This window comes from Psychrobacter nivimaris (assembly GCF_009812035.1).
Lineage (GTDB): Bacteria > Pseudomonadota > Gammaproteobacteria > Pseudomonadales > Moraxellaceae > Psychrobacter > Psychrobacter nivimaris.
In genome coordinates this window covers 26,409-48,436 of record NZ_VZIZ01000002.1, presented here as the reverse complement: position 1 = coordinate 48,436, position 22,028 = coordinate 26,409, and the positions used below count along the sequence as shown (strand labels likewise).

The 22,028-nt window shown below is 43.7% G+C and carries 20 protein-coding genes; 14 read left to right on the top strand and 6 right to left on the bottom strand.

Annotated elements, in window-relative coordinates; all coding sequences use genetic code 11:
* The first annotated feature begins 212 nt into the window (after nt 1–212).
* The 4 genes from FQV37_RS00580 to FQV37_RS00565 all read left to right on the top strand — a co-directional run bounded on the left by FQV37_RS00580 (nt 213) and on the right by FQV37_RS00565 (nt 3,883).
* Entirely contained in the window at nt 213–1,250 is a 1,038-nt protein-coding gene (locus FQV37_RS00580; RefSeq protein WP_160020867.1) for a DUF1852 domain-containing protein, read from the top strand.
* A gap of 54 nt (nt 1,251–1,304) precedes the next feature.
* The gene (locus FQV37_RS00575) at nt 1,305–2,333 is read left to right on the top strand and encodes a methionine synthase (protein ID WP_160020866.1); all 1,029 of its coding nucleotides are present in this window, start codon (nt 1,305–1,307) and stop codon (nt 2,331–2,333) included.
* Between the two features lie 105 nt (nt 2,334–2,438).
* Complete coding sequence (locus tag FQV37_RS00570; RefSeq protein ID WP_160020865.1) at nt 2,439–2,954, top strand: flavin reductase; 516 nt, start codon at nt 2,439–2,441, stop codon at nt 2,952–2,954.
* Nucleotides 2,955–3,067: 113 nt separating this feature from the next.
* On the top strand, nt 3,068–3,883 hold the full coding sequence (locus FQV37_RS00565) for a sulfite exporter TauE/SafE family protein (RefSeq protein WP_160020864.1): 816 nt from the start codon (nt 3,068–3,070) through the stop codon (nt 3,881–3,883).
* Between the two features lie 146 nt (nt 3,884–4,029).
* Here the strand turns inward: FQV37_RS00565 and FQV37_RS00560 are convergent, their stop codons facing one another.
* The 3 genes from FQV37_RS00560 to lipB all read right to left on the bottom strand — a co-directional run bounded on the left by FQV37_RS00560 (nt 4,030) and on the right by lipB (nt 6,217).
* On the bottom strand, nt 4,030–4,494 hold the full coding sequence (locus FQV37_RS00560; protein ID WP_057759477.1) for a hypothetical protein: 465 nt from the start codon (nt 4,492–4,494) through the stop codon (nt 4,030–4,032).
* A gap of 158 nt (nt 4,495–4,652) precedes the next feature.
* Nucleotides 4,653–5,183 carry an inorganic diphosphatase gene (locus FQV37_RS00555; protein WP_057759479.1) on the bottom strand — a complete coding sequence of 177 codons (531 nt, stop codon included), beginning with the start codon at nt 5,181–5,183 and terminating at the stop codon, nt 4,653–4,655.
* Nucleotides 5,184–5,377: 194 nt separating this feature from the next.
* Nucleotides 5,378–6,217 (bottom strand): lipoyl(octanoyl) transferase LipB, encoded by an 840-nt coding sequence (lipB, locus tag FQV37_RS00550; protein ID WP_160020863.1) that lies wholly within the window; start codon nt 6,215–6,217, stop codon nt 5,378–5,380.
* Between the two features lie 410 nt (nt 6,218–6,627).
* Here lipB and FQV37_RS00545 point away from each other — a divergent pair, with 410 nt between their 5' ends.
* The 4 genes from FQV37_RS00545 to pncB all read left to right on the top strand — a co-directional run bounded on the left by FQV37_RS00545 (nt 6,628) and on the right by pncB (nt 12,955).
* Complete coding sequence (locus FQV37_RS00545; protein ID WP_160020862.1) at nt 6,628–8,112, top strand: coniferyl aldehyde dehydrogenase; 1,485 nt, start codon at nt 6,628–6,630, stop codon at nt 8,110–8,112.
* Between the two features lie 424 nt (nt 8,113–8,536).
* On the top strand, nt 8,537–10,465 hold the full coding sequence (locus FQV37_RS00540; RefSeq protein WP_160020861.1) for a glycine betaine ABC transporter substrate-binding protein: 1,929 nt from the start codon (nt 8,537–8,539) through the stop codon (nt 10,463–10,465).
* Nucleotides 10,466–10,550: 85 nt separating this feature from the next.
* On the top strand, nt 10,551–11,462 hold the full coding sequence (locus tag FQV37_RS00535; RefSeq protein WP_160020860.1) for an ATP-binding cassette domain-containing protein: 912 nt from the start codon (nt 10,551–10,553) through the stop codon (nt 11,460–11,462).
* A gap of 266 nt (nt 11,463–11,728) precedes the next feature.
* Nucleotides 11,729–12,955 (top strand): nicotinate phosphoribosyltransferase, encoded by a 1,227-nt coding sequence (gene pncB / locus FQV37_RS00530; RefSeq protein WP_160020859.1) that lies wholly within the window; start codon nt 11,729–11,731, stop codon nt 12,953–12,955.
* Nucleotides 12,956–13,049: 94 nt separating this feature from the next.
* On the opposite strand, the gene xseB is transcribed toward pncB, so the two are convergent.
* From xseB to FQV37_RS00515, 3 genes are all read right to left on the bottom strand, one after another.
* Nucleotides 13,050–13,295 carry an exodeoxyribonuclease VII small subunit gene (gene xseB / locus FQV37_RS00525; RefSeq protein ID WP_160020858.1) on the bottom strand — a complete coding sequence of 82 codons (246 nt, stop codon included), beginning with the start codon at nt 13,293–13,295 and terminating at the stop codon, nt 13,050–13,052.
* A gap of 58 nt (nt 13,296–13,353) precedes the next feature.
* Nucleotides 13,354–14,895, bottom strand: coding sequence for an exodeoxyribonuclease VII large subunit (gene xseA, locus FQV37_RS00520; protein ID WP_160020857.1), 1,542 nt, complete (start codon nt 14,893–14,895; stop codon nt 13,354–13,356).
* A gap of 370 nt (nt 14,896–15,265) precedes the next feature.
* The gene (locus FQV37_RS00515) at nt 15,266–15,634 is read right to left on the bottom strand and encodes a hypothetical protein (RefSeq protein WP_160020856.1); all 369 of its coding nucleotides are present in this window, start codon (nt 15,632–15,634) and stop codon (nt 15,266–15,268) included.
* 302 nt (nt 15,635–15,936) lie between these two features.
* Here FQV37_RS00515 and FQV37_RS00510 point away from each other — a divergent pair, with 302 nt between their 5' ends.
* The 6 genes from FQV37_RS00510 to gspL all read left to right on the top strand — a co-directional run bounded on the left by FQV37_RS00510 (nt 15,937) and on the right by gspL (nt 22,016).
* Nucleotides 15,937–16,587, top strand: a complete 651-nt coding sequence (locus tag FQV37_RS00510) for an alpha/beta hydrolase (protein WP_160020855.1) — start codon at nt 15,937–15,939, stop codon at nt 16,585–16,587.
* 142 nt (nt 16,588–16,729) lie between these two features.
* Nucleotides 16,730–17,830, top strand: a complete 1,101-nt coding sequence (zapE, locus tag FQV37_RS00505; protein WP_102094775.1) for a cell division protein ZapE — start codon at nt 16,730–16,732, stop codon at nt 17,828–17,830.
* Nucleotides 17,831–17,952: 122 nt separating this feature from the next.
* Nucleotides 17,953–18,621: a nitroreductase family protein gene (locus FQV37_RS00500; RefSeq protein WP_160020854.1), complete on the top strand. Its 669-nt coding sequence runs from the start codon at nt 17,953–17,955 to the stop codon at nt 18,619–18,621.
* A 126-nt stretch (nt 18,622–18,747) separates the two neighbouring features.
* Nucleotides 18,748–20,040 carry an NAD(P)H-dependent glycerol-3-phosphate dehydrogenase gene (locus FQV37_RS00495; RefSeq protein ID WP_160020853.1) on the top strand — a complete coding sequence of 431 codons (1,293 nt, stop codon included), beginning with the start codon at nt 18,748–18,750 and terminating at the stop codon, nt 20,038–20,040.
* A 57-nt stretch (nt 20,041–20,097) separates the two neighbouring features.
* Nucleotides 20,098–20,556, top strand: a complete 459-nt coding sequence (gene sixA / locus FQV37_RS00490; RefSeq protein ID WP_160020852.1) for a phosphohistidine phosphatase SixA — start codon at nt 20,098–20,100, stop codon at nt 20,554–20,556.
* 188 nt (nt 20,557–20,744) lie between these two features.
* Complete coding sequence (gene gspL, locus FQV37_RS00485; protein ID WP_160020851.1) at nt 20,745–22,016, top strand: type II secretion system protein GspL; 1,272 nt, start codon at nt 20,745–20,747, stop codon at nt 22,014–22,016.
* Nucleotides 22,017–22,028 lie beyond the last annotated feature (12 nt).

Genomic DNA, 22,028 nt, shown 5'->3' with positions numbered 1-22,028 from the left:
CGCTGCCATTGTGTGAAGGGCTTAGTTGTACGTTAAATAAATCCTTAAAAATTCCGCTGTTAAATTTCCTTTATATATCTAAGTTTCAGGAAGATGAATAAAATTCATCTTATGTTTAAATTGTATCGTTTTTATTCATGTTTAGATTTCGGTATGATTCACCTCATACACAGATTTGGTTTTATCTCAGATAAATAAGGTAGCGGATCACCATGAGTAAAGAATTCAATTGTTCAATTAAGCACATTCGTTTTGACGAAAACTATCAGCCTGCAGATAGCACGCGTTTGACGACTAACTTTGCAAATTTGGCACGCGGCGAGCACCGTCAAGAGAACTTACGCAAAACGTTAACCATGATTAATAATCGATTCAATGCATTGGCGCATTGGGACAATCTGACAGCAGATCGTTATTCTGTTGAAGTTGATATTATCTCTGTCGATCTAGATGTTAAAGGCAATGGTCAGACGTTTCCTATTATCGAAACGCTAAAAACCACGATTGTGGATCATAAAGAAAACAAGCGTATCGACGGTATGGTTGGCAACAGCTTCTCCTCTTATGTGCGTGATTATGACTTTAGTATTGTGTTACCAGAGCATCGCGACAAAAACCTAGCATCCATAACGCCAGATAATTTTGGTGAGTTGCATGGAAAATTATTTCAATACTTATTGAATTCAGAAGCTTACAACGCTCATTTTCAAAAAAAACCTGTGATTTGCCTGAGCGTGTCAACCAGCAAGACTTACTATCGTACTGTTAATCAACATCCTGTATTGGGCATTGAATACAAGCAAGATGAATACTCGTTGACCGACGACTATTTTCATAAAATGGGATTAACAGTACGTTATTTTAAGCCTGAAGGTAGTGCCGCGCCGCTAGCATTTTATTTTGCAGGGGACTTGCTCAGTGATTACACCGATCTTGAGCTGATTAGTGCAATCAGTACTATGGAGACCTTTCAGAAGATCTACCGTCCTGAGATTTACAACGCCAATTCAAGCGCTGGTCAAGTATATCAACCTAGCCTGAACTACCAAGACTATTCATTGACTCAAGTGGTCTATGACCGTGCCGAACGCAGTCAGATGGCAGTGACCCAAGGCAGATTTACTGAGACGCATTTTATTAAGCCGTATCAAACAATCCTTGAGGAATGGGCTGCAAGCTATGATGTAACGGGCGATACTGCTCAAAAAGAAGCTGCTGATAAAGAAACGTCTAGGAAGCAAGCCGCTTAACTGAGCATCACTCATCAACATAATAAAAAATAAATTAATTAGAAGATAAATCGTATGAAACTACTATTACCGACGTCTACCGCTGGCAGCTTACCAAAACCTTCTTGGCTAGCAGAACCCGAGAAAATTTGGTCACCTTGGGCATTAGAGGGCGAGCAGTTGCTTGAAGCCAAGCGAGATGCGCTGCGTGTATCATTGCAAGAGCAGCAGCATGCAGGGATTGATATTGTCAGTGATGGCGAGCAGACCCGTCAGCATTTTGTGACTACGTTCATCGAACACCTTGATGGTGTCGACTTTGAGAAGCGTGAGACGGTCAAAATTCGTAATCGCTATGATGCGAGCGTGCCATCAGTCGTTGGTGCGGTGAGCCGTCCGAAGTCCGTGTTTGTTGATGATGCCAAGTTTTTACGCCAGCAAACTGATCAGCCAATCAAATGGGCGTTGCCAGGGCCGATGACGATGATTGATACGTTATATGACGGTCATTATAAAAGCCGTGAAAAATTGGCTTGGGAATTTGCTAAAATCCTGAACCAAGAGGCAAAAGAATTAGAAGCGGCTGGCGTCGATATTATCCAGTTTGATGAGCCAGCATTTAATGTATTCTTTGATGATGTGAACGACTGGGGTATTGCAACTTTAGAGCGCGCCATTGAAGGCCTAAAATGTGAGACAGCTGTCCATATTTGCTACGGCTATGGCATCAAAGCCAATACCGATTGGAAAAAGACACTGGGTTCAGAGTGGCGCGAATACGAAAAAGCGTTCCCTAAATTGCAACAGTCGAAAATCGATATTGTCTCACTTGAGTGTCAAAACTCACGTGTACCTATGGATCTGATTGAATTGATTCGTGGTAAAAAAGTGATGGTCGGTGCCATTGATGTGGCAACCAACACTATCGAGACACCAGAAGAGGTAGCAGATACGCTACGCAAAGCGCTACAATTTGTCGATGCTGACAAGCTGTATCCTGCCACTAACTGCGGCATGGCACCTTTGTCTCGCCAAGTCGCACGTGGTAAGCTCGCGGCCTTAAGCGCTGGTGCTCAAATCGTTCGTCAAGAACTGACTGCTTAGAGTTGAGCCGTTTAGGAAATTCTATTTAAAGAATTTCCCTTGCAAAACTAAAATTGAAGCACAATTTTTTAACGTTATTTTTTAACGTTTCTCGGGATTGAAGCAATGATTAAAGATAGGATTGACGCGACCGACTTTAGAGATGCCATGTCTTTGCTAACGACTGCGGTCAATGTGGTGACCACAGCAGGTGCGACGGGCATGCATGGGTTTACAGCATCGGCAGTATGTAGTGTCACAGACACACCGCCGACCTTGCTTGTCTGTATGAATCAAACGTCTCGGTCACATGGCTACTTTCTGGAAAACAAGATTTTAAGTGTCAATGTGTTAGGCGCGCAACATGAGCAGCTGTCCAATGCTTTTGCCTCTAAATTGTGTTCAGAAGAACGGTTTGAATATGGTTCTTGGACACAATTACAAACAGGCGCTCCTGTACTGGAGGATGCCTTGGTCAGCTTTGATTGTGAGATTGAACAAATTCAAGAAGTCGGCACGCATAGCGTCTTTATGTGCCGCATTGTCGCCATCAATCAGGCTGAGCCACAAGGCGGCACTGATGAAGGGTTGGTTTACTTTAACCGTGCCTACTCTAGAGTGGGGCAAGTGGAACTTATTTAATCCAGTATTTATAGTCCAACACCTGAGCCTATGGGCTATTGCTCGTTCAACATTAAGCAGTCGTTTAACTATAATTATCATCTCATTAAATCTAAATAAGAAGTAACTATCCTGTGGAATTAATAACTTTTTTAGTAATAGGGGCGCTAGCAGGATTTGCTGCGGGGCTATTTGGAGTGGGCGGTGGGACTATTATCGTACCACTGCTATTTATTGTCTTTACGCAAATGGGTTACAGTCCTGACAGTATTATGCACTTGGCCTTGGGTACTTCACTGGCAACCATTATTGTCACGTCCATAAGCTCGCTCATGGCGCATAATAAGAAAGGCGCAGTCATGTGGCCTGTCTTTAAAAATCTGACGCCAGGCTTAGCAATAGGCTGCTTTTTAGGAGCAGGGATCGCAGGACAGATATCTGGTTTATATCTGCAGTTGATTGTTGGTGTGTTTTTGCTTTGGGTCGCTTATAAAATGTTTATGGGTGGTAAAAAGAAAGCAAATAGCGATGCTGGTAATGTTCATATAGCTTTGCCTTCAAAGCCTAAGCAATTAGCAGCAGGGGCGGGTATCGGTATTGCTTCTGCTATTTTTGGGATTGGCGGTGGTAGCTTAACCGTACCTTATCTCACACGTTACGGTGTGGTGATGCAAAAAGCCGTTGGAACCTCAGCCGCTTGTGGTTTACCTATCGCCATTGCAGGTGCGCTAGGATTTATGTTCTTTGGCATGCAAGCGCAAGTCGACGTGCCCAATACGATTGGCTTTGTCCATATCTATGCTTTTTTAGGCATTAGCATCATGAGCTTTTTCACCGCCAAGATAGGCGCAAAAGTCGCTCACGCATTATCGCCACAGTTGCTGAAAAAATGCTTTGCGGTACTGTTGACTGTCGTAGGCTGTTACTTCTTATATAAAGGGTTGCTCTGAGTAATTTGAGATTAATGGACGCTTGAAAGGATTCAAGGGTAGGTTTTCAATTAGCATACCGACTAGCTACATTCTTAAATTGTAGCTAGTCGGTATGCAGTTTTATAGAAGGTATGTTGATTCAGTCCTTTATTTAGCTAAATCACTTAACCAAATACTCGCCATAATATCCAAAATATTCCTATCATCAAGACAGCGATCACGAGCAATCGTTTTAGCCAATAAGGTAGTAGGGGTTTCTTATAGCCTAAGTCATTCAACTGACTATCGACACCATCTTGCAGCCCCTTAAACCCTTGACTCTGTTTGGTGGTTTTAACACGATTTTTTACCAATGGTCCAGGCTCTTCTTCCTCTTGCTCTCTATCAAAGCTGATGGCTTGATTTGGAATGCCTTGTTTACTAGCGATAGTATTGAGCTTCTGTTGTTGCTTTACTTTCAGCTGGGTCTCATAAGCATCAATTCTACTTTTGGCTTCATCCATACTGATGTTTTCGTCTGCCGCCAAAGTTTTGATGGCCATTACTAGGTTGTTTTTTTCGACCATCATAATGACGTCTTTTGGCAACTTGGTATTGACCGGTTTTGCGCTAGGGTCGGGGTTAAACATGACTGTCCTTATTACGGCGTATAAGTGCGAATGAGTTATATGCTCATTATAACCATGTTAGATAAGCAATGTTCAAGCAAAAAAAATACCGCGGCCACTATGGTGACTGCGGTATTTTATTATTTATCGTTATTGGCAGTTTTGCCAATATTTGATAATTATAGATCTTTCCAACGTTGGATAGACTCTTTGATAACTTCTTTCGCTTCTGCGACATCGCCCCAAGATTCAACAACCGTCGTACCAGCTTTTTTCAGGTCTTTGTAATGGCTGAAATGGAACTCTAACTGGTTGATTAACTGCTTTGGTAGGTCTTCTAAGCTGTTGTAAGCATTGCCTGTATCACGGTCATCAGCAGGTACGACAACGATTTTGTCATCTACTTCGCCATCATCAACAAACTTCATGACACCGATAACTTTGGCTTTTAAGAAAATACCAGTCGGTAGTGGCTGTTCAGTCAATAGCAATACGTCAAGCTCATCACCGTCTTCGTCAAGTGTTTGTGGGATGAAGCCATAGTTACAAGGTTTGGCAAAAATCTGTGGGTCAATACGGTCAAGCTCAAATACTGCTAATTCGCGATTCCACTCAATTTTATGGCTGCTACCAGCTGGGATCTCTACTACTACATTGATGATGCCGCCGTCTACGTCGCCTGCGTCCAAAATTTTGTTAAAATCTGCCATAAAATGCTCCAATTTGCTTTTGTTTTAGATGTTTGAATAAGGGGTTGAGCTAGGGATACAGCAAGGATAATTGCTGCGTCCAATTTGTACTGCATGCGATTATAGCAAGTTTGTACTGAATTTTCTCTTAATATTTAAGTCTAAGCGTGCAAGATATTATGCAAAAAAAGATTATGCAAAAATGGGCTCAAAACTTACTTGGGTGCGATAGCTCGCAACTCAATCAGTCCAGCATGGCGCTTGGCGATGTTATCGATAAGTTTTTGAGTGACTGTCTCATAGCTGAATGAATCGCTCATTTGCTGTTCGGTCTGCGCCTCTAGCTCTGTTTGCTCTGAATCTGTCTGCATGGCTACAAAGTCAGACAGTCGCAACATTTGCATGCCAGCATAGCCACAAGGATTGATAGCGTTAAATGAAGATAGGTCACAATTTAAATTAATCGCAATACCATGGTAGCTGAAGCCATGCTTAATCTTAAAGCCTAGCGAGGCCATTTTGCCCAGCATAATTTTATTATCAAGAGAACTGTCATCTGTAGCGGTGCTGTCATCTGTTGCAGCAGTATCTGCATATAGGTAGACACCTGGGGCATCGCGGCGCGCATGAGCACTGATATTGTCACTATTAGACGGTGAGCTACGCAAACAGTCATTGATGACGTCTTCTATCGCTTGCTCAGCATGGGAGACAAGATTGCGCACACTCCATTTGAGGCTGTCCAAGTCAAACAACCAATAGATAACCAGCTGTCCATGCCCGTGCCATGTCACCTGACCACCGCGATCGGTCTTGATGATAGGTGTATCAGTACGCTGTAATATGTGCTCTTCTTTACCTGCCTGTCCAAGCGTGTAGACATCGTTATGATCGACAATCCACAATTCATCAGGCGTACGCAGCCCTTGTTGTTTTTTTAGATCGATACGTTCGAGGGTGCGTGCCAGCATCGCATCGAGAGTAGGGACATAATCGGCCGCTGAGAGAGATTTGCTGACAAGCGTATCATTAAGGGGTTGTGTGTCATTTTGCATGAGAGTATCTGTCTTATTATTATCAAGTTTAAAATAAATAATGCTCATCGGTAGTGTAGCAGTTTTGGCGACTATCGCCCAAAGATATATACTGGCGCAATGTCTGTAAATGGCGTAAATGCTAATAGAAAACAGCTAGCAATTGATGATGAAATAATAGGTATAGAACAGTGGTAAGTCGCTTATAAAGGTACTGCTAGTACAGACGCAGTAGTCAACCAAAGGTGCTGTTCATTGCTCAGTCGATGCGCTACATTAAAGTGTGATGAATGGAATCTGATGAAGTTTATAGTCAGAGTAGGTTATCAAAGAGTGCACCTGACTAGAAAGAAAGATAGAGCCTCTAACCCAATATAGTATAGTGATTACAAACCTTATGACTATTATTATGATTATGACAAGGAAGACAAATGACAGATAGCAACCAAAGCGCCCATGAGCAGCCAGTGACCGAGACCGGTTTTGCGCTGCAGCGTGTGCCTGAAGCCCTAAGTACGGCGAAGACTATCGATGAGATGAAAGCGCAATTTGCACGCTTGCAAATGTTAAGCCGTACCCAGCCAATCAATGATTGGGGCACACGTACGACGCAGCTAGACAATCTAGAAGTGATGCTTAGCGATAACCAAGAGAGTTTTGCAAAGGCGATTAGTGCAGACTTTGGCTATCGTAGCCAGTCAGAGACGCAGTTTGCTGAGTTGTTTCCTAGCTTTACCGGTATCAGTCACGCCAAGAAACACGGCAAAAAGTGGATGAAAGCACATCGTGCGCCTATTTCAGCGCTATATATGCCAGCCCATAATGAAATTCAGCCGCAGCCATTGGGTGTGGTCGGTATCATGGTGCCTTGGAACTATCCATTATTTTTAGCAATTGGCCCGATGATTGATGCAATCACCGCAGGCAATCGCATTATGGTCAAGATGAGTGAAGCCGCACCGCAATTTGCTCAGACGTTTGCTGATGCCATTGCTCGTTATTTTTCGCCAGATATGATCTGTGTGGTGCTCGGTGAAGTTGAGATTGCCGCCGCCTTTAGTGAGCTACCATTTGACCATCTGCTATATACCGGATCGACTGCGGTGGGCAAAAAAGTCATGGCTGCGGCTGCGCCTAATTTAACGCCAGTGACGCTTGAGCTTGGTGGTAAATCACCAGTGATCGTACTAGATGATGCCAATCTAGAGTCTGTCGTCAATCGAGTGATGATGGGTAAGACACTAAATGCTGGGCAGACGTGTATTGCGCCAGATTATGTCTTGATTCAGCGCCAATACCATGACCAGTTTATCCAACTCGCAAAAGAGTGGATGACCAAGCATTATCCTAATATTGAAGAAAACCCAGATTACTCTCGCATTATTAATGGTGAGCAGTTCAAACGGGTAAATGGCTATCTAGATGCGCTAACAGGTGGCGAGGTACATGCGTTAACTGGCGCCGAACCCAATATAGAAACCCGTCTGATGCCGCCAGTCATCGTCAGCGAGCCTGCGCCTGATAGCGACCTTATGCAAAACGAGATTTTTGCTCCGATATTGCCGCTGATGCATTATGAGACGCTTGATGATGCCATTTACTTTGTAAATTCGCGTCCACGGCCATTGGCGCTATATGTGTTTAGTGACAACTACAGCAGTATCGAAAACGTTCGTAATAATACGGTCTCAGGTGGCTTATGTATCAACGAAGTTTTGATACATGTGGCTCAGCATGATTTGCCGTTTGGTGGTGTGGGTGACTCTGGTACTGGCGCATACCATGGTAAGGCCGGCTTTGAACGCCTCAGCCATATGAAGCCGATTTTTGTCCAAACCAAGCTCAATGGCCTGAATTTATTATTGCCGCCTTATGGTGGACTGTTTAAAAAGGCGATGGCGCTTTTTTTGAAATAACTGTTCTTGAAATAACAGTCTTTAAAATAACAATTCTTGAATTAGACATTTTATAGTAGCTATAGAAATTAATAGTGACCTTTTTTAGTCGATATCATAACCAATAGCACCTATCCAGATAGGTGCTATTTTTTTGTCTAAAATATGAATTTACAAACATAGATTTCTCAAATTAAGAGCGACGTGTCATAAGAGCTTTATCAAAATTATCGTAAATTTATCTAATGCGTTAATCGACAAATAAGCGTTTGTCATCACTTCTATAAATCGCTACACTTTGTAGTAAGTCTAAACAACAGTAGATAGTGGCTGAATGGTCTAGAGCTAGCATTGGTAAACTTGATATAGCGACGTTCAGCTATTTTTTAGTTCTATTGTTTTGATAGTGACTTCATGCCGATACAACATAATAATAGGAAAGAGTATGCGCCAATGGATTGCATTAAGCTTACTTTGGATGAGCGCGTTACTACTGCCTGTATCGGCGTCAGCGGCGTGTGAATCACCGATCAAATTTGGGGCGCTAACCTGGGAGAGTGGGCAGTTTACCTCTGGCGTACTCAGACATATCGTAGAAGATGGATACGGTTGTACGGTAGAAGAAGTGCCAGGAGCAGGGCCTGCACTTGATACAGCGCTCTCACAGAATGACATTCAGGTCATCGGGGAGCAGTGGGTTGGTCGCTCGCCAATCATGGAAAAATCCATTGAGCAAAATAAAGTAGCCATTATCGGCGATACGCTCAAAGGCGGTGCAACTCAAGGCTGGTACGTCCCGCGATACGTCTTGGAAGAGAATCCAGGACTTCGCAGCTATCAAGATTTGCCTAAATATACTGAGCTATTTAAAGACCCTGAAGATCCTGGTAAATCTCGCTTTATGAACTGCCCCTCTGGTTGGACGTGTGAGATTTTTAACACACGTTTGCTAAAAACCACCGGTCTAGACAGTCTTTTTAACAACGCACACCCTGGTACAGGTGCTGCTCTCGATGCCGAAATTGCCTCCGCTTTTGAACAGCATAAGCCACTGTTGTTTTACTACTGGCAACCCACTGGGCTAATGGCAAAATATGACCTTGCGCCATTAGAGTTTCCAGCTTATGAGGATGCTTGTTGGCAAAATCTGCTGCTCGCTGATGGTAAGATGGATTGCGTGTCAGGATTCCCAGTATCACCGTTAGGTATTGCTGTTTCTACCCCGTTTGTCGAATCCAATCCCGAACTAGCAGCTGTCTTTGAAAAGGTGCAATTTACCTCTGATGAGCTCAACGGTGCTATCTTGGAGATGAGCGAAAGCAAACGTACTGGCGATGAGCAAGCCATGGTGTTTTTGCGTGACAACCCAGAGGTTTGGCAAGCATGGTTATCCGATGAAGCCGCTACCAATCTTGCTACTAAGTTAGGCCTTAGCTCAACGGATGCTATCTCTACAAAAGCAACTGCATCTAGTATCAATGCGTCAGCGCTCGCCTCAAGCTTTCCTTCATGGTCGCTTGAGACCCCGCTTAATAATGCTTTAGCAAACGTCGTCCAAAACTATGGTGATGTATTTCGTACTATTAGCACGATGGCGCTTACTTATTTGCTACTACCTATTGAGAGATTATTAACGGTTATCCCGCCTTGGCTGATTATTGCATTTGTGACTGTGCTTGGCTGGTTTGGTGTCCGCAAGATTTGGTTCGCGCTGGCATGTGGTGCAGGGCTGTTTTTGATTGGCGCTTTTGGTTTATGGGGCGCACTGATTGATACTTTAGCGCTGCTTATCGTATCGGTACTGGTCACGGTAGTGATTGGTATTCCTATTGGTATCGCTATGTCAGGTAGCAAACTGCTACGCAAGATAGTGACGCCAGTGCTAGATATCATGCAGACCATGCCGAGTTTTGTATATCTCATACCAGTGCTGATGTTGTTTGGTATTGGTAAAGTGCCTGCGTTATTTGCGACTGTGATTTATGCACTGCCGCCCTTGATTCGTCTGACGACGTTAGGGATTACACAAGTCAATCATGAAATGGTCGAAGCAGGACGATCCTTTGGTAGTACGCATTTACAGCTACTTCTCTGGATTAAATTGCCACAAGCATTGCCCAGTATTATGGCAGGTATCAATCAGGCTGTGATGATGTCACTTGCCATGGTGGTATTGGCTTCAATGATTGGTGCTCCGGGGCTTGGTGAAGATGTATTGCAGTCTATCCAAACGCTCAATATCGGTCAGGGCCTACAAGCAGGTACGGCCATCGTTATCGTTGCTATTATCATTGACCGTATTACGCAAGCATTTGGTCAAGGTAAGCGTACCCGTCAAAAAACCATCGAAGCAGGCAGACGTCCGATTGGATAGAAAGTTGTCTAGTGGCATACGACTGAATCCATGGTAATTGACCGAAGCCCTAATGATAAAAACCACGTGAATAGTGAGAGCACCGATGAATCATATCCAATTGAAAAATATCAGTAAGATTTATAATGCCAGTAGTACGCAAGCACAGTCTGCATTGGCATTGCTGGCTGAGGGTATGGATAGCATCAAAGTAAAAGAGCAAACGGGCTATTCAGTTGGTCTTTATGATATCAATCTAGATATCAAGGCAGGCGAGTTGCATTGCATCATGGGACTGTCAGGCTCTGGCAAGTCAACGCTGATACGTCATATTAACCGCTTGATAGATCCAACCAGTGGCGAGATATGGGTAGATACTGCTTTGAATAGAGACCATGCTACCCACAAGATGGCTGATAGGCAATCAGCGACAGATAATACAAGTACGGTAGTAGAAGAGCGTTCTGCTACCGCTATTAATATTTTAGCGCTCAACGATAAGCAGTTGCAGCATTATCGTCAGCAGACCGTCAGTATGGTCTTTCAGCACTTTGGCCTCGTGCCACACATGACAGTTATGCAAAACGTCGCTTATGGTCTACGCGTGCGAAAAATGAGTACCAAAGATCGCCACGAAATTGCACGGTATTGGCTAAATGAAGTAGGTCTATCCAATTTGGAAAACAGCTACCCTGATGAGCTCTCAGGGGGAATGCAGCAGCGCGTTGGTTTGGCTCGTGCCTTAGCGACGGATAATCCAATTTTGCTAATGGATGAAGCGTTCTCTGCACTTGATCCGCTCATTCGCGCTCAGTTGCAAGACCAACTACTCGAATTACAAGATCGATTGAACAAGACCATTGTATTTATTACCCATGACATCGATGAAGCTGTCAAAGTAGGTCAGCGTATCAGTATGCTAAATGGTGGTCGACTCATACAAACGGGGACACCAAGCGAGTTGCGGCATAATCCTGCTGATGACTACGTCGAGCAGTTTATGAGTGCAAAATCATAGGTTGTGCTAACCATCTATGAATAGATTTTCAGGATAGACTTATACGATGCTTTTATGAATGGTCTGAGTAATTGTTTTATTGGAATTTCACTGTCATTTTACGGTAATCAAAAGTGAACTCTGAAATAAATACCAAACTTCGTTATACTGAACGGTTTATCGATGGCTCATAATGAATGAGCGTGTATTGTTTATCGTCCACATATGATGTCGCTTTGTCTATCAAATGACGTTTGTTTCTTATTTTGCACTTTTAAGGCCATAGCATGACCGTTTCTTATGCACCTATTATTACTTCATTGCTTGATAATGATTTGTACAAATTTACGATGTTACAAGCCATGCTGCATCAGTTCCCGCAAACCCATGGTGTTTATCGCTTTCGCTGCCGTAATAACAAAGATGCCGCCTATCCATTGGCTGATATCCAAAAAGATCTAGAGCAGCAACTAGACAGCTTATGCGAATTGCGCTTTTTGCCAGATGAGCTCGAGTACTTGCGTAGCTTACGCTTTATTCGCTCAGATTTCGTTGACTATCTAGAATTGTTTAAGCTAAAGCGTCGTTTTATTACGGTAAGTACAGACGATAAAGGTCGCCTGTTTATCGATATCGAAGGGCCGATGATTCAAGCGATGTTCTTTGAAGTATTTGTACTGGCTATTGTCAATGAGCTGTATTTTAATGCGCTATCTAATGACAGCGTGATTGAAGAAGGACAACGTCGCCTCGATGCAAAAGTGGCGCTATTACATCAGTATGCCGAAGCGCAAACCCAGTACGGTCAAGATACGCCGCCATTTATAGTCGCTGATTTTGGCACGCGTAGACGCTTTAGTCGACGCTGGCAAGCACATGTCGTAGAGACACTACATAAAGCTGAGCCAAAGATAGTCGGTGGTACATCTAACGTATATTTGGCCAAGCAACTAGGAATGACGCCAATAGGCACCATGGCGCATGAGTTTATGCAGGCGTTTCAGGCATTAGATGTGCGTCTGCGTGACTCACAAAAAGCCGCGCTTGAAGCATGGGTGCATGAGTACCGTGGTGATTTAGGTATTGCATTGACAGATGTAGTCGGCATGGATGCGTTCTTACGTGATTTCGACTTGTATTTTGCTAAGCTGTTTGATGGGTTACGTCATGATAGCGGTGACCCCTATATTTGGGGCGATAAGGCGATTGCCCATTATGAGAAGCTAAAAATAGACCCAAAAACTAAAATTCTAACTTTTAGCGATGGGTTAAATTTAGAGAAGGCGTGGGAGCTGCATCAATACTTTAAAGGTCGCATTAGAACGAGTTTCGGCATCGGCACCAATCTGACCAATGATATGGGTATTACACCGATTAATATCGTGCTTAAATTGGTAGAGTGCAATGGTCAGCCAGTTGCTAAGCTATCCGATAGCCCAGGCAAGACCATGATCAATAATGACACGTATCTTGCCTATCTGCGCCAAGTCTTTGAGGTTGATGAACCAGAGTAAACAGAATATCAAACGGTTGCGTTGCCAAATGTGCCAAATGAGATTGATGCGCTTGGCTTGGCCAAACAGCTGCTATCTAGTGGCTGTTTTTCGTTCAACTATCAACACTGCTGGTAGATTTTTCTTCATCAAAGGCGGCATCCAATGCTTGCTGTACAGCATTGATACGAGTCTCGCAAACACGATAAGCGGCAATAGATTCTTCGACCGTTGTCATTAGATTATCAATATCAGGCTCATCCTGTTGCTGTAGTTCAGCCGCATTGGTTTTTAAGATATCGTAAGCCGCCTTAAAGGTTTTTGGGGCGGCTTTTTTGCGTCGGCGAGTAGGGGTTGTCATAAAATTTCCTAATTTTTAAAGGTAAGTCGGTGAGTAATCTGTAGATATTATTATGTGGTTAAGTTAGAGCGCCTGAGGTTTCCGTTGCTTTCGTCGCTTTCTTATCCATAGTGATATCGATAATCTGCGCTTTTGCGTTGCCATCTTTTAAAATGATATTGACAGTTTGCTCAGGATACAGTTGGGTACTACTAGTGAGTATTTGCTTGTTTTGAGCATCCGTGAGCATGGTATAGCCCTGCTTGAGCACGCGAGAGGGGCGATGTAATAGCACGATGTCACGTAGATGTTCGCTATCGCGCTGTGCTTGCACAATTTGCTGCTGCGCGTTCTGCATGATTGTCTCTTGATGACTTTTGCTATTGGTAGCGGCTTTTGCGAGCTGTTGACGCGCCAAGGTTTGCGTTTGTGTGTATCGCTCAGCCGTCAGCCTGACTGCTTGCTTTACTTGGCGCTGGGCACTTTGTTGAATACTGCGCCATGCATAGTCACTGTCTTTTCGTAGAGCGGTGAGCTGCCCAATCGTTTGCGACTGTATTTGGCTTAACTGGCGTGCGGTTTGTTGCTCAGCAATATTCAATTGACGCTGAGCCGCTTGCTTGATTTGCGCTTGATATTGTAGCGTCTGAGTGACGAGCTGGGCTAAATGGCTATGGATGGCAGCAATCACCTTTGAGGGTGTGTCAAAGCTGATATGCGCCACTTCATCTAAGATGACTTTGTCACGCTCATGACCGATACCTACCCAGACAGGAATAGGCTGTTCGGCAACCAAAGCTGCTAGCTCATAATCATTGAGATAAGCCAAATCACCAACCGCACCGCCACCGCGAATAATGACCAACAAGTCTGGTAGACGCTGATAAGTATCGTAAAACTGCTGCTGGGCGCTAACGATGGCTTGACGGATTTCAGCGGGCGCATGATTACCTTGAAAAGTCGCATTATGATAGTGGAACTGACACGCACCTGCACTGGCTAAGCGATCGGCATCTGCTTGAAAATCACCCAATCCAGCCGCCTTTTCAGGAGCGATGACCAGTACATGCTCGATATCAAAAGGGGCAGGTAGCTGTTGATTAAGATGTAATAGCCCTTCACCTGTTAGGCGGTCGACCATTTCTGCATATTGCCGTGCCAAGTCGCCTAGGGTATAACTGGGGTCGATATCTTCAATGGTGATTGAAAAGCCGTACTGGGCATGAAACCCTGCTGATACTTTAAGGAGTACGGTCAAATCACGCTCAAGCGGCATGCCAGTCGCACGTTCAAACTTAGCTAATACACGAGCAGCTTTAAAGCGCCAGAGATTGCCACGGCAGCTGGCGACCACTTTGCCATCGTTATCTTTTTCTGCTAGTTCAAAGTAGTAATGACCACCTTTACTCGACAGATTACGAATTTCAGCTTTTACCCAGACACGGTGGTCAAAAGTTTGTTTGATGACCATTTCAACCGCTGATAAGTAATCACTCAGGCGTAGGACCGTATCCTCTAAATGATCTTCCTGCTCAGCGAGTTCCGCCTCTAGAGTGGCCAAATCTTTGGCAGGTGCTAATACTTTGGCCTGTTTAATATTTGAAAGATTGGGTTTGCGCATAATATTAGACCAAAGATAATGAAAATATAAAGACTGACGAGGATGTGCTGAATACGATAGCGGATAGTTTAACTTAAAAAGGAGAGCACAAAAAGCGAAGCCAACAAGCTTTGATTGATATATTATCTATATCGCAGTTTGTTGGCTGTTTAATCAGAGAACGATTGTATGTCACTTCATGTTAGCGGTTAGATCGTAAACCTGTTTGCGTCTAAAAGAGATTGTCGTGTAGAGAAAAGTAGATATATATTTTTAGCTAGATATAGTCGGTTCGAGATAATTTAGATACAAGGAAGGCAAGTAAAAGTGCTACAAATAGTAGACTGAGTGAGCCTGACACTGTATCTGATTTATATGGTATTGACGATATTTATTGGCAACGGAAGTTAATGGTGTATTCATAATCATCGCTACGTGACAAATCTGGTGTACCTGTGCCAAATATCGAGCCAACGACAGCACCTACTTGACCAACCATACGACCAGTACGCTCGTTTAAGATGCCATTATATTTTACATTATCATCCATGATAATTACTTGCTTACTTCGGCAAGTTTTTTGAGCACTATCGATCGCATTTTGTTGTGCCTTGACCTTGGTATCAGCGATACCGGTTGTCTCATAGATAGAGTTGGCACGCTGAATCACTGGTGAGGAAGGTGTACTTTGACAGGCGCTCAAAGCAAGTGCAGCCGCTAACGTTGCCGTCAAACTGGCAGTTTTATTAAAAGTATTCATAAATAATTCCTGATTTATATAAGCAGAACGTCTTAGCTATAGGCAAAGCTTTATGAATGTAGCTTATCTAGATATTACCTGTCTAGACAGTTATTGTGTGCTGTATTACCGGTATATTGCCGATGAACCTTGCCTTAGATATAAACCAGTTTAAAACCTTAAGAACAGCAATATTTCAAAACGGCAGATAACCATTATTGACCAAAAATAAAACAAGTCGCATTCGTACACAGCAAATCACTTGAAATATAAATTGTATCTAGGATAATTGAGCCATTCATTTTTTATTAATAAGTAATACTATGCAATTGATTCCTGCTCCTGCTGGCGTGCTCGAGGTTGACGCACTGTGGCAAAATGACAATCCTAATGATCCAAATACAGACATTGTGGCGATGCTGTGTCATCCCAATCCGTTGTTTGATGGTACGATGAATAACAAAGTGGTCACCACCATGTATCGCTTTGCCCGTGATAATGGTATGCATGTGGTGCGCTTTAACTTTCGCGGCGTTGGTCAATCGACAGGCGAGCACGATTATGCGGAAGGTGAAGTGGTCGATGCAATGACCGTGCTACAATGGATTGCTGAACAAACCAATGCTCGAAAGCTATGGCTGGGTGGTTTTTCTTTTGGTGGTTATGTCACGGCACGCGTTGCTGAGCAAGTGCTTGAAGCCGCGCATATATGGGGACTGGGTGACTTTGAAGTAACGAAAATTGCCCTGATCGCACCATCAGTCGAAAAAAACGACAGTACTGATATTAGTTTGCCTGCGGATAGAACTTTTGAGGTTTATGGTAATGCGGATGAAGTGATTGAACCTGATAATATGCAGGCATTTGCAGACCGATTAGGCATTGAAGTCAGCGTGGTTGATGGCGCGGGTCATTTCTTCCATGGTCGCTTATCAGAGCTCAAAGGCTTATTAGACAAGCATAGCTTTGGGTAGGATAGCTAATTTATTTGCTACCTAGCTCAGCTTGATAGCTTCTGCTTTGATATGGTTTAGCATGGCTTGCTTGGCAGCACCAGTACCGTGCTAAATTACCCTACTATTTTGATATTTATTTAATTCAACGATGAGTCGTATTATGAGTTTATCTCCATTGCAACGTTACGAGAAAGCCGTCAGTACAGATGAGTTTACTCGGGATGAGCAGCAATTTCAGGCCATGAGCTATCTTGATGAGATATACCATCAGCTCATCAATAGCGCACCGCAAAAGAAAGGTTTTTTTGGCTTTTTAAAATCTAAGCCTGTCGCGCCAACGGGTCTTTATATGTGGGGCGGTGTCGGCCGCGGTAAAACGTGGATGATGGACATGTTTTATGACTCATTGACCATCGAGCGCAAGATGCGTCTGCATTTCCATCATTTTATGCAGCGTGTCCATAGAGAGCTTAACAAACTACAAGGTGAGAGCGATCCACTCGAAAAAGTCGCTGATATTATTTATAAAGAAGCGGTTATCATCTGTTTTGATGAGTTTTTTGTTTCTAATGTCTCTGATGCCATGATATTGGGCGATTTGTTCACTATGCTGTTCAATCGCGGTATTACTTTGGTTGCGACCTCAAACATTGAGCCAGCTGGTTTGTATAAAGATGGCTTACATCGTGACCGTTTTATGCCTGCCATTGCGGAAGTTGAAAGTCATACGACGGTAATGAATATCGACTCTGGAATTGATTATCGTCTGCGCGTATTGCAACAAGCTGAGCTATACGAAGCGCCGCTTACTAAGGCGAACTACCATTGGTTAGCCAACCGTTTTGCGAGCTTGTCGAATAATCAGAAAATCAGTAAAGAGCCCATTACTATCAATGGACGAGAAGTAAAAATCAACGCTTGTACCGAAGATATCTTATTCTGTGACTTCCGTCATCTCTGTATGGCACCGCGTTCAGCCGCTGATTTTATTGAGCTTGCCAAACGCTTTAGCACCGTTTTAGTTGACTCCGTGCCAGCACTAGATGACGACTTGCGTGATCCAACGCGCCGTTTCATTTATCTCGTCGATGAATTTTATGATCGCCGTGTAAAGCTATTGGTACGGGCAGAGCAGCCGATTCTAGACTTATATCAAGGAGAGAAGTTGGCGTTTGAGATTGAACGTACTCGTTCACGTCTGCTTGAAATGCAGTCGGAGGACTATCTACGCATGGATCATCGAGTCGAAGATGTTGCGTAGTTTATCGCTGAGTTGAGACTGCCTATGTGTAGCTCTCAACTGCTCTATAGCTGTTAAAAAATAAGAAAATGATATTATAAATAATAAGTAGTGACAGATAATAATAAATTAAGGATAAAACAATGACTACAACTGACAATGTTGATAATGAAAGCCAAGAAATAGAAGACAAAAAACTGTCTGTGAAGAACGTAGCAGCGAATGATATCTCATCTACCAGTGACGAGCTGATAGGTTGGATAAATTCAAGACGCAGTATGGGCAATCTAGATGAGCCAGCACCGACGCGTGCGCAGATTGAGTCTGCCATTGAATGTGCGGCAACTGCGCCAGATCATAAAAAATTGCGTCCTTGGCGCTTCATCGTGACGCAGGGTGAGGCGCGCCATGAGTTAGGCCGTGCCTTGCTCGAAGCTGCCCAAGCAAAAGCGCTACAAGATGGCGAAGAGTTGTCTGAAAAAACCATCACTAAAACTAAAAATATGCCGCTGCGAGCGCCGCTAATCATAACGGCTGTGACTCAAATGCAAGAACACAAAAAAGTACCGCCTTTTGAGCAGATGCTCAGTGCGGGTGCTGCTGTACAAAATCTAATTTTGGCATTAAAAGCTCAAGGTTTTAGTACGGTTTGGCGCACAGGGCTGCTATGTAATGAGCCTGCAATAAAAGCGTATTTTGGCGTAGGCGCAGATGATTATGTGACCGCTTTTGTTTATACTGGCACAAGTCCCAAGGATGAGTCCAAACGCAAACCTATCGATATCGAACCGCTAGTTCGCTTCGAGTCGTAATGTAGCTCATTACTGTCTATTTATAAGATTATAATTTCACAAAGTTATAATTCAAAGATAATAAGGCCAGTAGCTGAGCACGATAGATTCTATTGATAATACGTCAGTCAACACGGATAAAAGAACATGACAAGCCCTAACAATAGTAATAAAAACAACAGCAGTGCTAATAATGAAACGGACAAAGAGTCGTCTGAAAAGCAGAACGGTATGCTTGCAGGTATTTTTGAGCGAGCAACCAAATCAGGCCTAGGCCGTAAAAAATCAAACCCTAGCCCTGTTGAATCAGCTGTGGCAAAAGATATGGCCGACATTCATAGCAATCCTACCAAGCTACGTTTGGCGTTTTTAGGTGGTGGTAGCTTTGGTACGGCAATGGCAAATTTAGCCGCACGTAATGGCTGTGATACCACGCTGTGGGTACGTAATAAGCGTACCGTAAAAGCAATGGCCAAAACACAGACCAATAAAAAGTATCTACCAGGCTATAAGCTTGATGATCGACTGAAATATAGCCATGATTTGGCGGCAAGCGTCAAAGATAAAGACATTATTTTTATTGCTGTACCAGGTTTAGCCTTTCGCGAAACGCTAAAAAACATCGCGCCTTTTATCGGTGGTCAGTCCATTGTATCGTTGACTAAAGGCATGGAAAAAGACACCTTTGCGATGATGAGCGATATCATCAAAGAAGTGTTGCCAGAAGTGAATTTCGGCGTCATGTCAGGGCCGAACCTCGCTATCGAAATCATGAAAAATATGCCGTCTGCTACGGTTATCGCAAGTGAGTCGGAACCATTACGTCATGCCGTGCAAGCAGCATTACACAGTGCCTTCTTTAGAGTATTTGCCAGTGATGATATACGCGGCGTCGAGCTTGGCGGCGCGCTAAAAAACATCTACGCAATTGCCATGGGTATGGCGGCAGCTTATGAAGTAGGTGAGAATACTAAAGCGATGATTCTTACTCGTGCCTTGGCAGAAATGAGTCGTTTTGGTGTTGAGGAAGGCGCCAATCCGCTCACTTTCTTGGGCTTATCTGGCGTAGGCGATTTATATGCTACTTGTAGCTCAGAGCTAAGTCGTAACTATCGTATCGGTAATATGCTCGGTCGTGGTATGAGTATTGATGCCGCGGTCAAAAAGCTTGGCCAAACTGCTGAAGGGGTAAATACCATTCAGCAAGTTCATGAAAAGGCGACCAAAGCGGGTATCTATATGCCAATTACCCATGCACTCTATGCAGTTATTTATGAAGACAAGGCCGCTCTAGGCGTTGCGCTACATCTGATGGAAGCTGGATTCCGTAGCGATGTTGAGTTTGTCATGGCGCATGATCATAGCAATGCAGCACTTACCGCTCATCTGAAAACCTCGGGCAGTAATACCAAAAGCAAAGACAGCGATGCTGATAAGTAAGATATATTACTAGAAGACAATATCAAGAGAGTCGAACTTAGCGCTCCAAGGAAGGTTATGAAAATTATATTAGTACGTCATGGTCAAGCAGAAGACGAAACACGTCCAGATAGCGCGCGTCAGCTGACGGACTTTGGTCAGCAGCAGGCAGCACAAACGGCAGAATATGTGACCACTCACTATAGCCCAGATCGTTTTGTGGTCAGCCCTTATACGAGAGCACAGCAAACTTTATCTGCGTTCCAGTCGCGAGCGCCGCAAGTCGCCTTATCTGTGCAGGACAATGTCACGCCATCAGATGATGCTCGCCAAGCTCTGATAGATATTGCCAATGTTGAAACTGAGTGTTTGGTCGTTGTTTGTCATATGTCTATCGTCGCTTATATCGCGGGATTGCTGACAGGAGATTATCCAGAATCGTTCTCTTTAGCAGAAGCCAGAGTGTTTGACATGGAGTTTGTGATGACTGGCATGGCAACGGAAGTTGATCGTTTTGTTCCTGATCAGCCTTATTAGACTAGATTTCTAATATTTTGCTTAGAAACGATTTGCTAGAGCAGAATTGATTAGATATGACGGATTTAAAATGGTATTGGCGAGAAGCATGCCAGCTATTAATCGTATAAAGTCATTCAGTTATTTTAAAAACCGTATCAACCTTAACAATATTTTGATAACCGCAGCAATAATTGAGGACAGGTTTAGTGTTACATGTTTGGTTACGAGCGCAGCATAGCCCGCTAGCTGTCTGGCACGAAGATATACAGCAATGGCAAATGGTTGATGGTTGGCAACAGCTACAGACAATCTATGGTAACTATAAGTCCAATAGCCAAAAGGCGCTTTGTCTATATTTTCCCTCAAGTCATGCGTTGCAAGTAGACACGGCACTTAATGCTGCTCAGCTTAAACAGCTGGGTAATGGCGGCAAGCAATACTTATTTGAAGAAACTTCATTAACACCTATTGAGCAATTAAACATCCGCCAATTGAGCCATGCTGATACGACGCAATTGTATGCACTGGCACAAAACGATATTGAGGCATGGCAGCAAAGTGTGCAGCTAGCCGGTATGAATATAGTAGCGTTACTGCCAGATTTTTTATTGTTGCCACCGCCAGAAGAGGGCGCAGGTCAGCAAGTGACTCTTTATCAAGATTCGCAGACTATGCTGCTGCGCCAATCATTGCGTCAAGGTATGGCCGTCAGCTATTTACCACTAATGTTTGAGCGTTTCCCGCATTTAAGTGAGGTAATGGTGTTGCCTTCTATTGAGGCAGCTATTGACGTATCGCTTGACTCGCTAGATTCCTCATCGACGCTAGAGTTAGTGGCGCAAACTAAAACGTTGATCGCTGATCATCAGCTATTGCTGACGACCCTGCCTACAGTACCTAAGCCAATTGACAGTCCTGAACGTCACGCGCTTAATTTCTTTATGAAATCTACTGACTCACAACTATCACCATATTTGCGAGTGGCGATGATGGTTGCGCTATCAGCGTTAGTGCTGCAAATGGCAACCGATGGTGTGCAGTGGTACAAGTATAATGAAGCAACCGCAGCAACCAATGCTGCAATTGCGGCACAGTATCAGTCTTGGTTCGCCGATGAGCCACTGAGTACGCGCACCAAACTGCAAGTACAGCTGCAACCAAAACTGCGTAGCGATAGCCAAGCGCCTGCATCACATATGGCCGCACTGTCACGCATATCACCATTAATTAAACAGTCTTCATTGCATGCACAGTCATTGGTAATGCAGCCATCAGCGCTCAGCTTTACCTTGATTGCTCCAGATCGCGGTAGTCTTGATAAATTCACAAGCACACTGGTAGCACAAGGCTTAAATGCCAAACTTGCGCAAGTGAATAGTAATGAGCAAGGTCAGTTTAGTGGTCAAGTCACTGTCAATGTGATAGAAAATAATATTGCAGAAAACAGCGACATGGCAAACAATGCGGCAGCGTCGTAACTCATCAAGGTA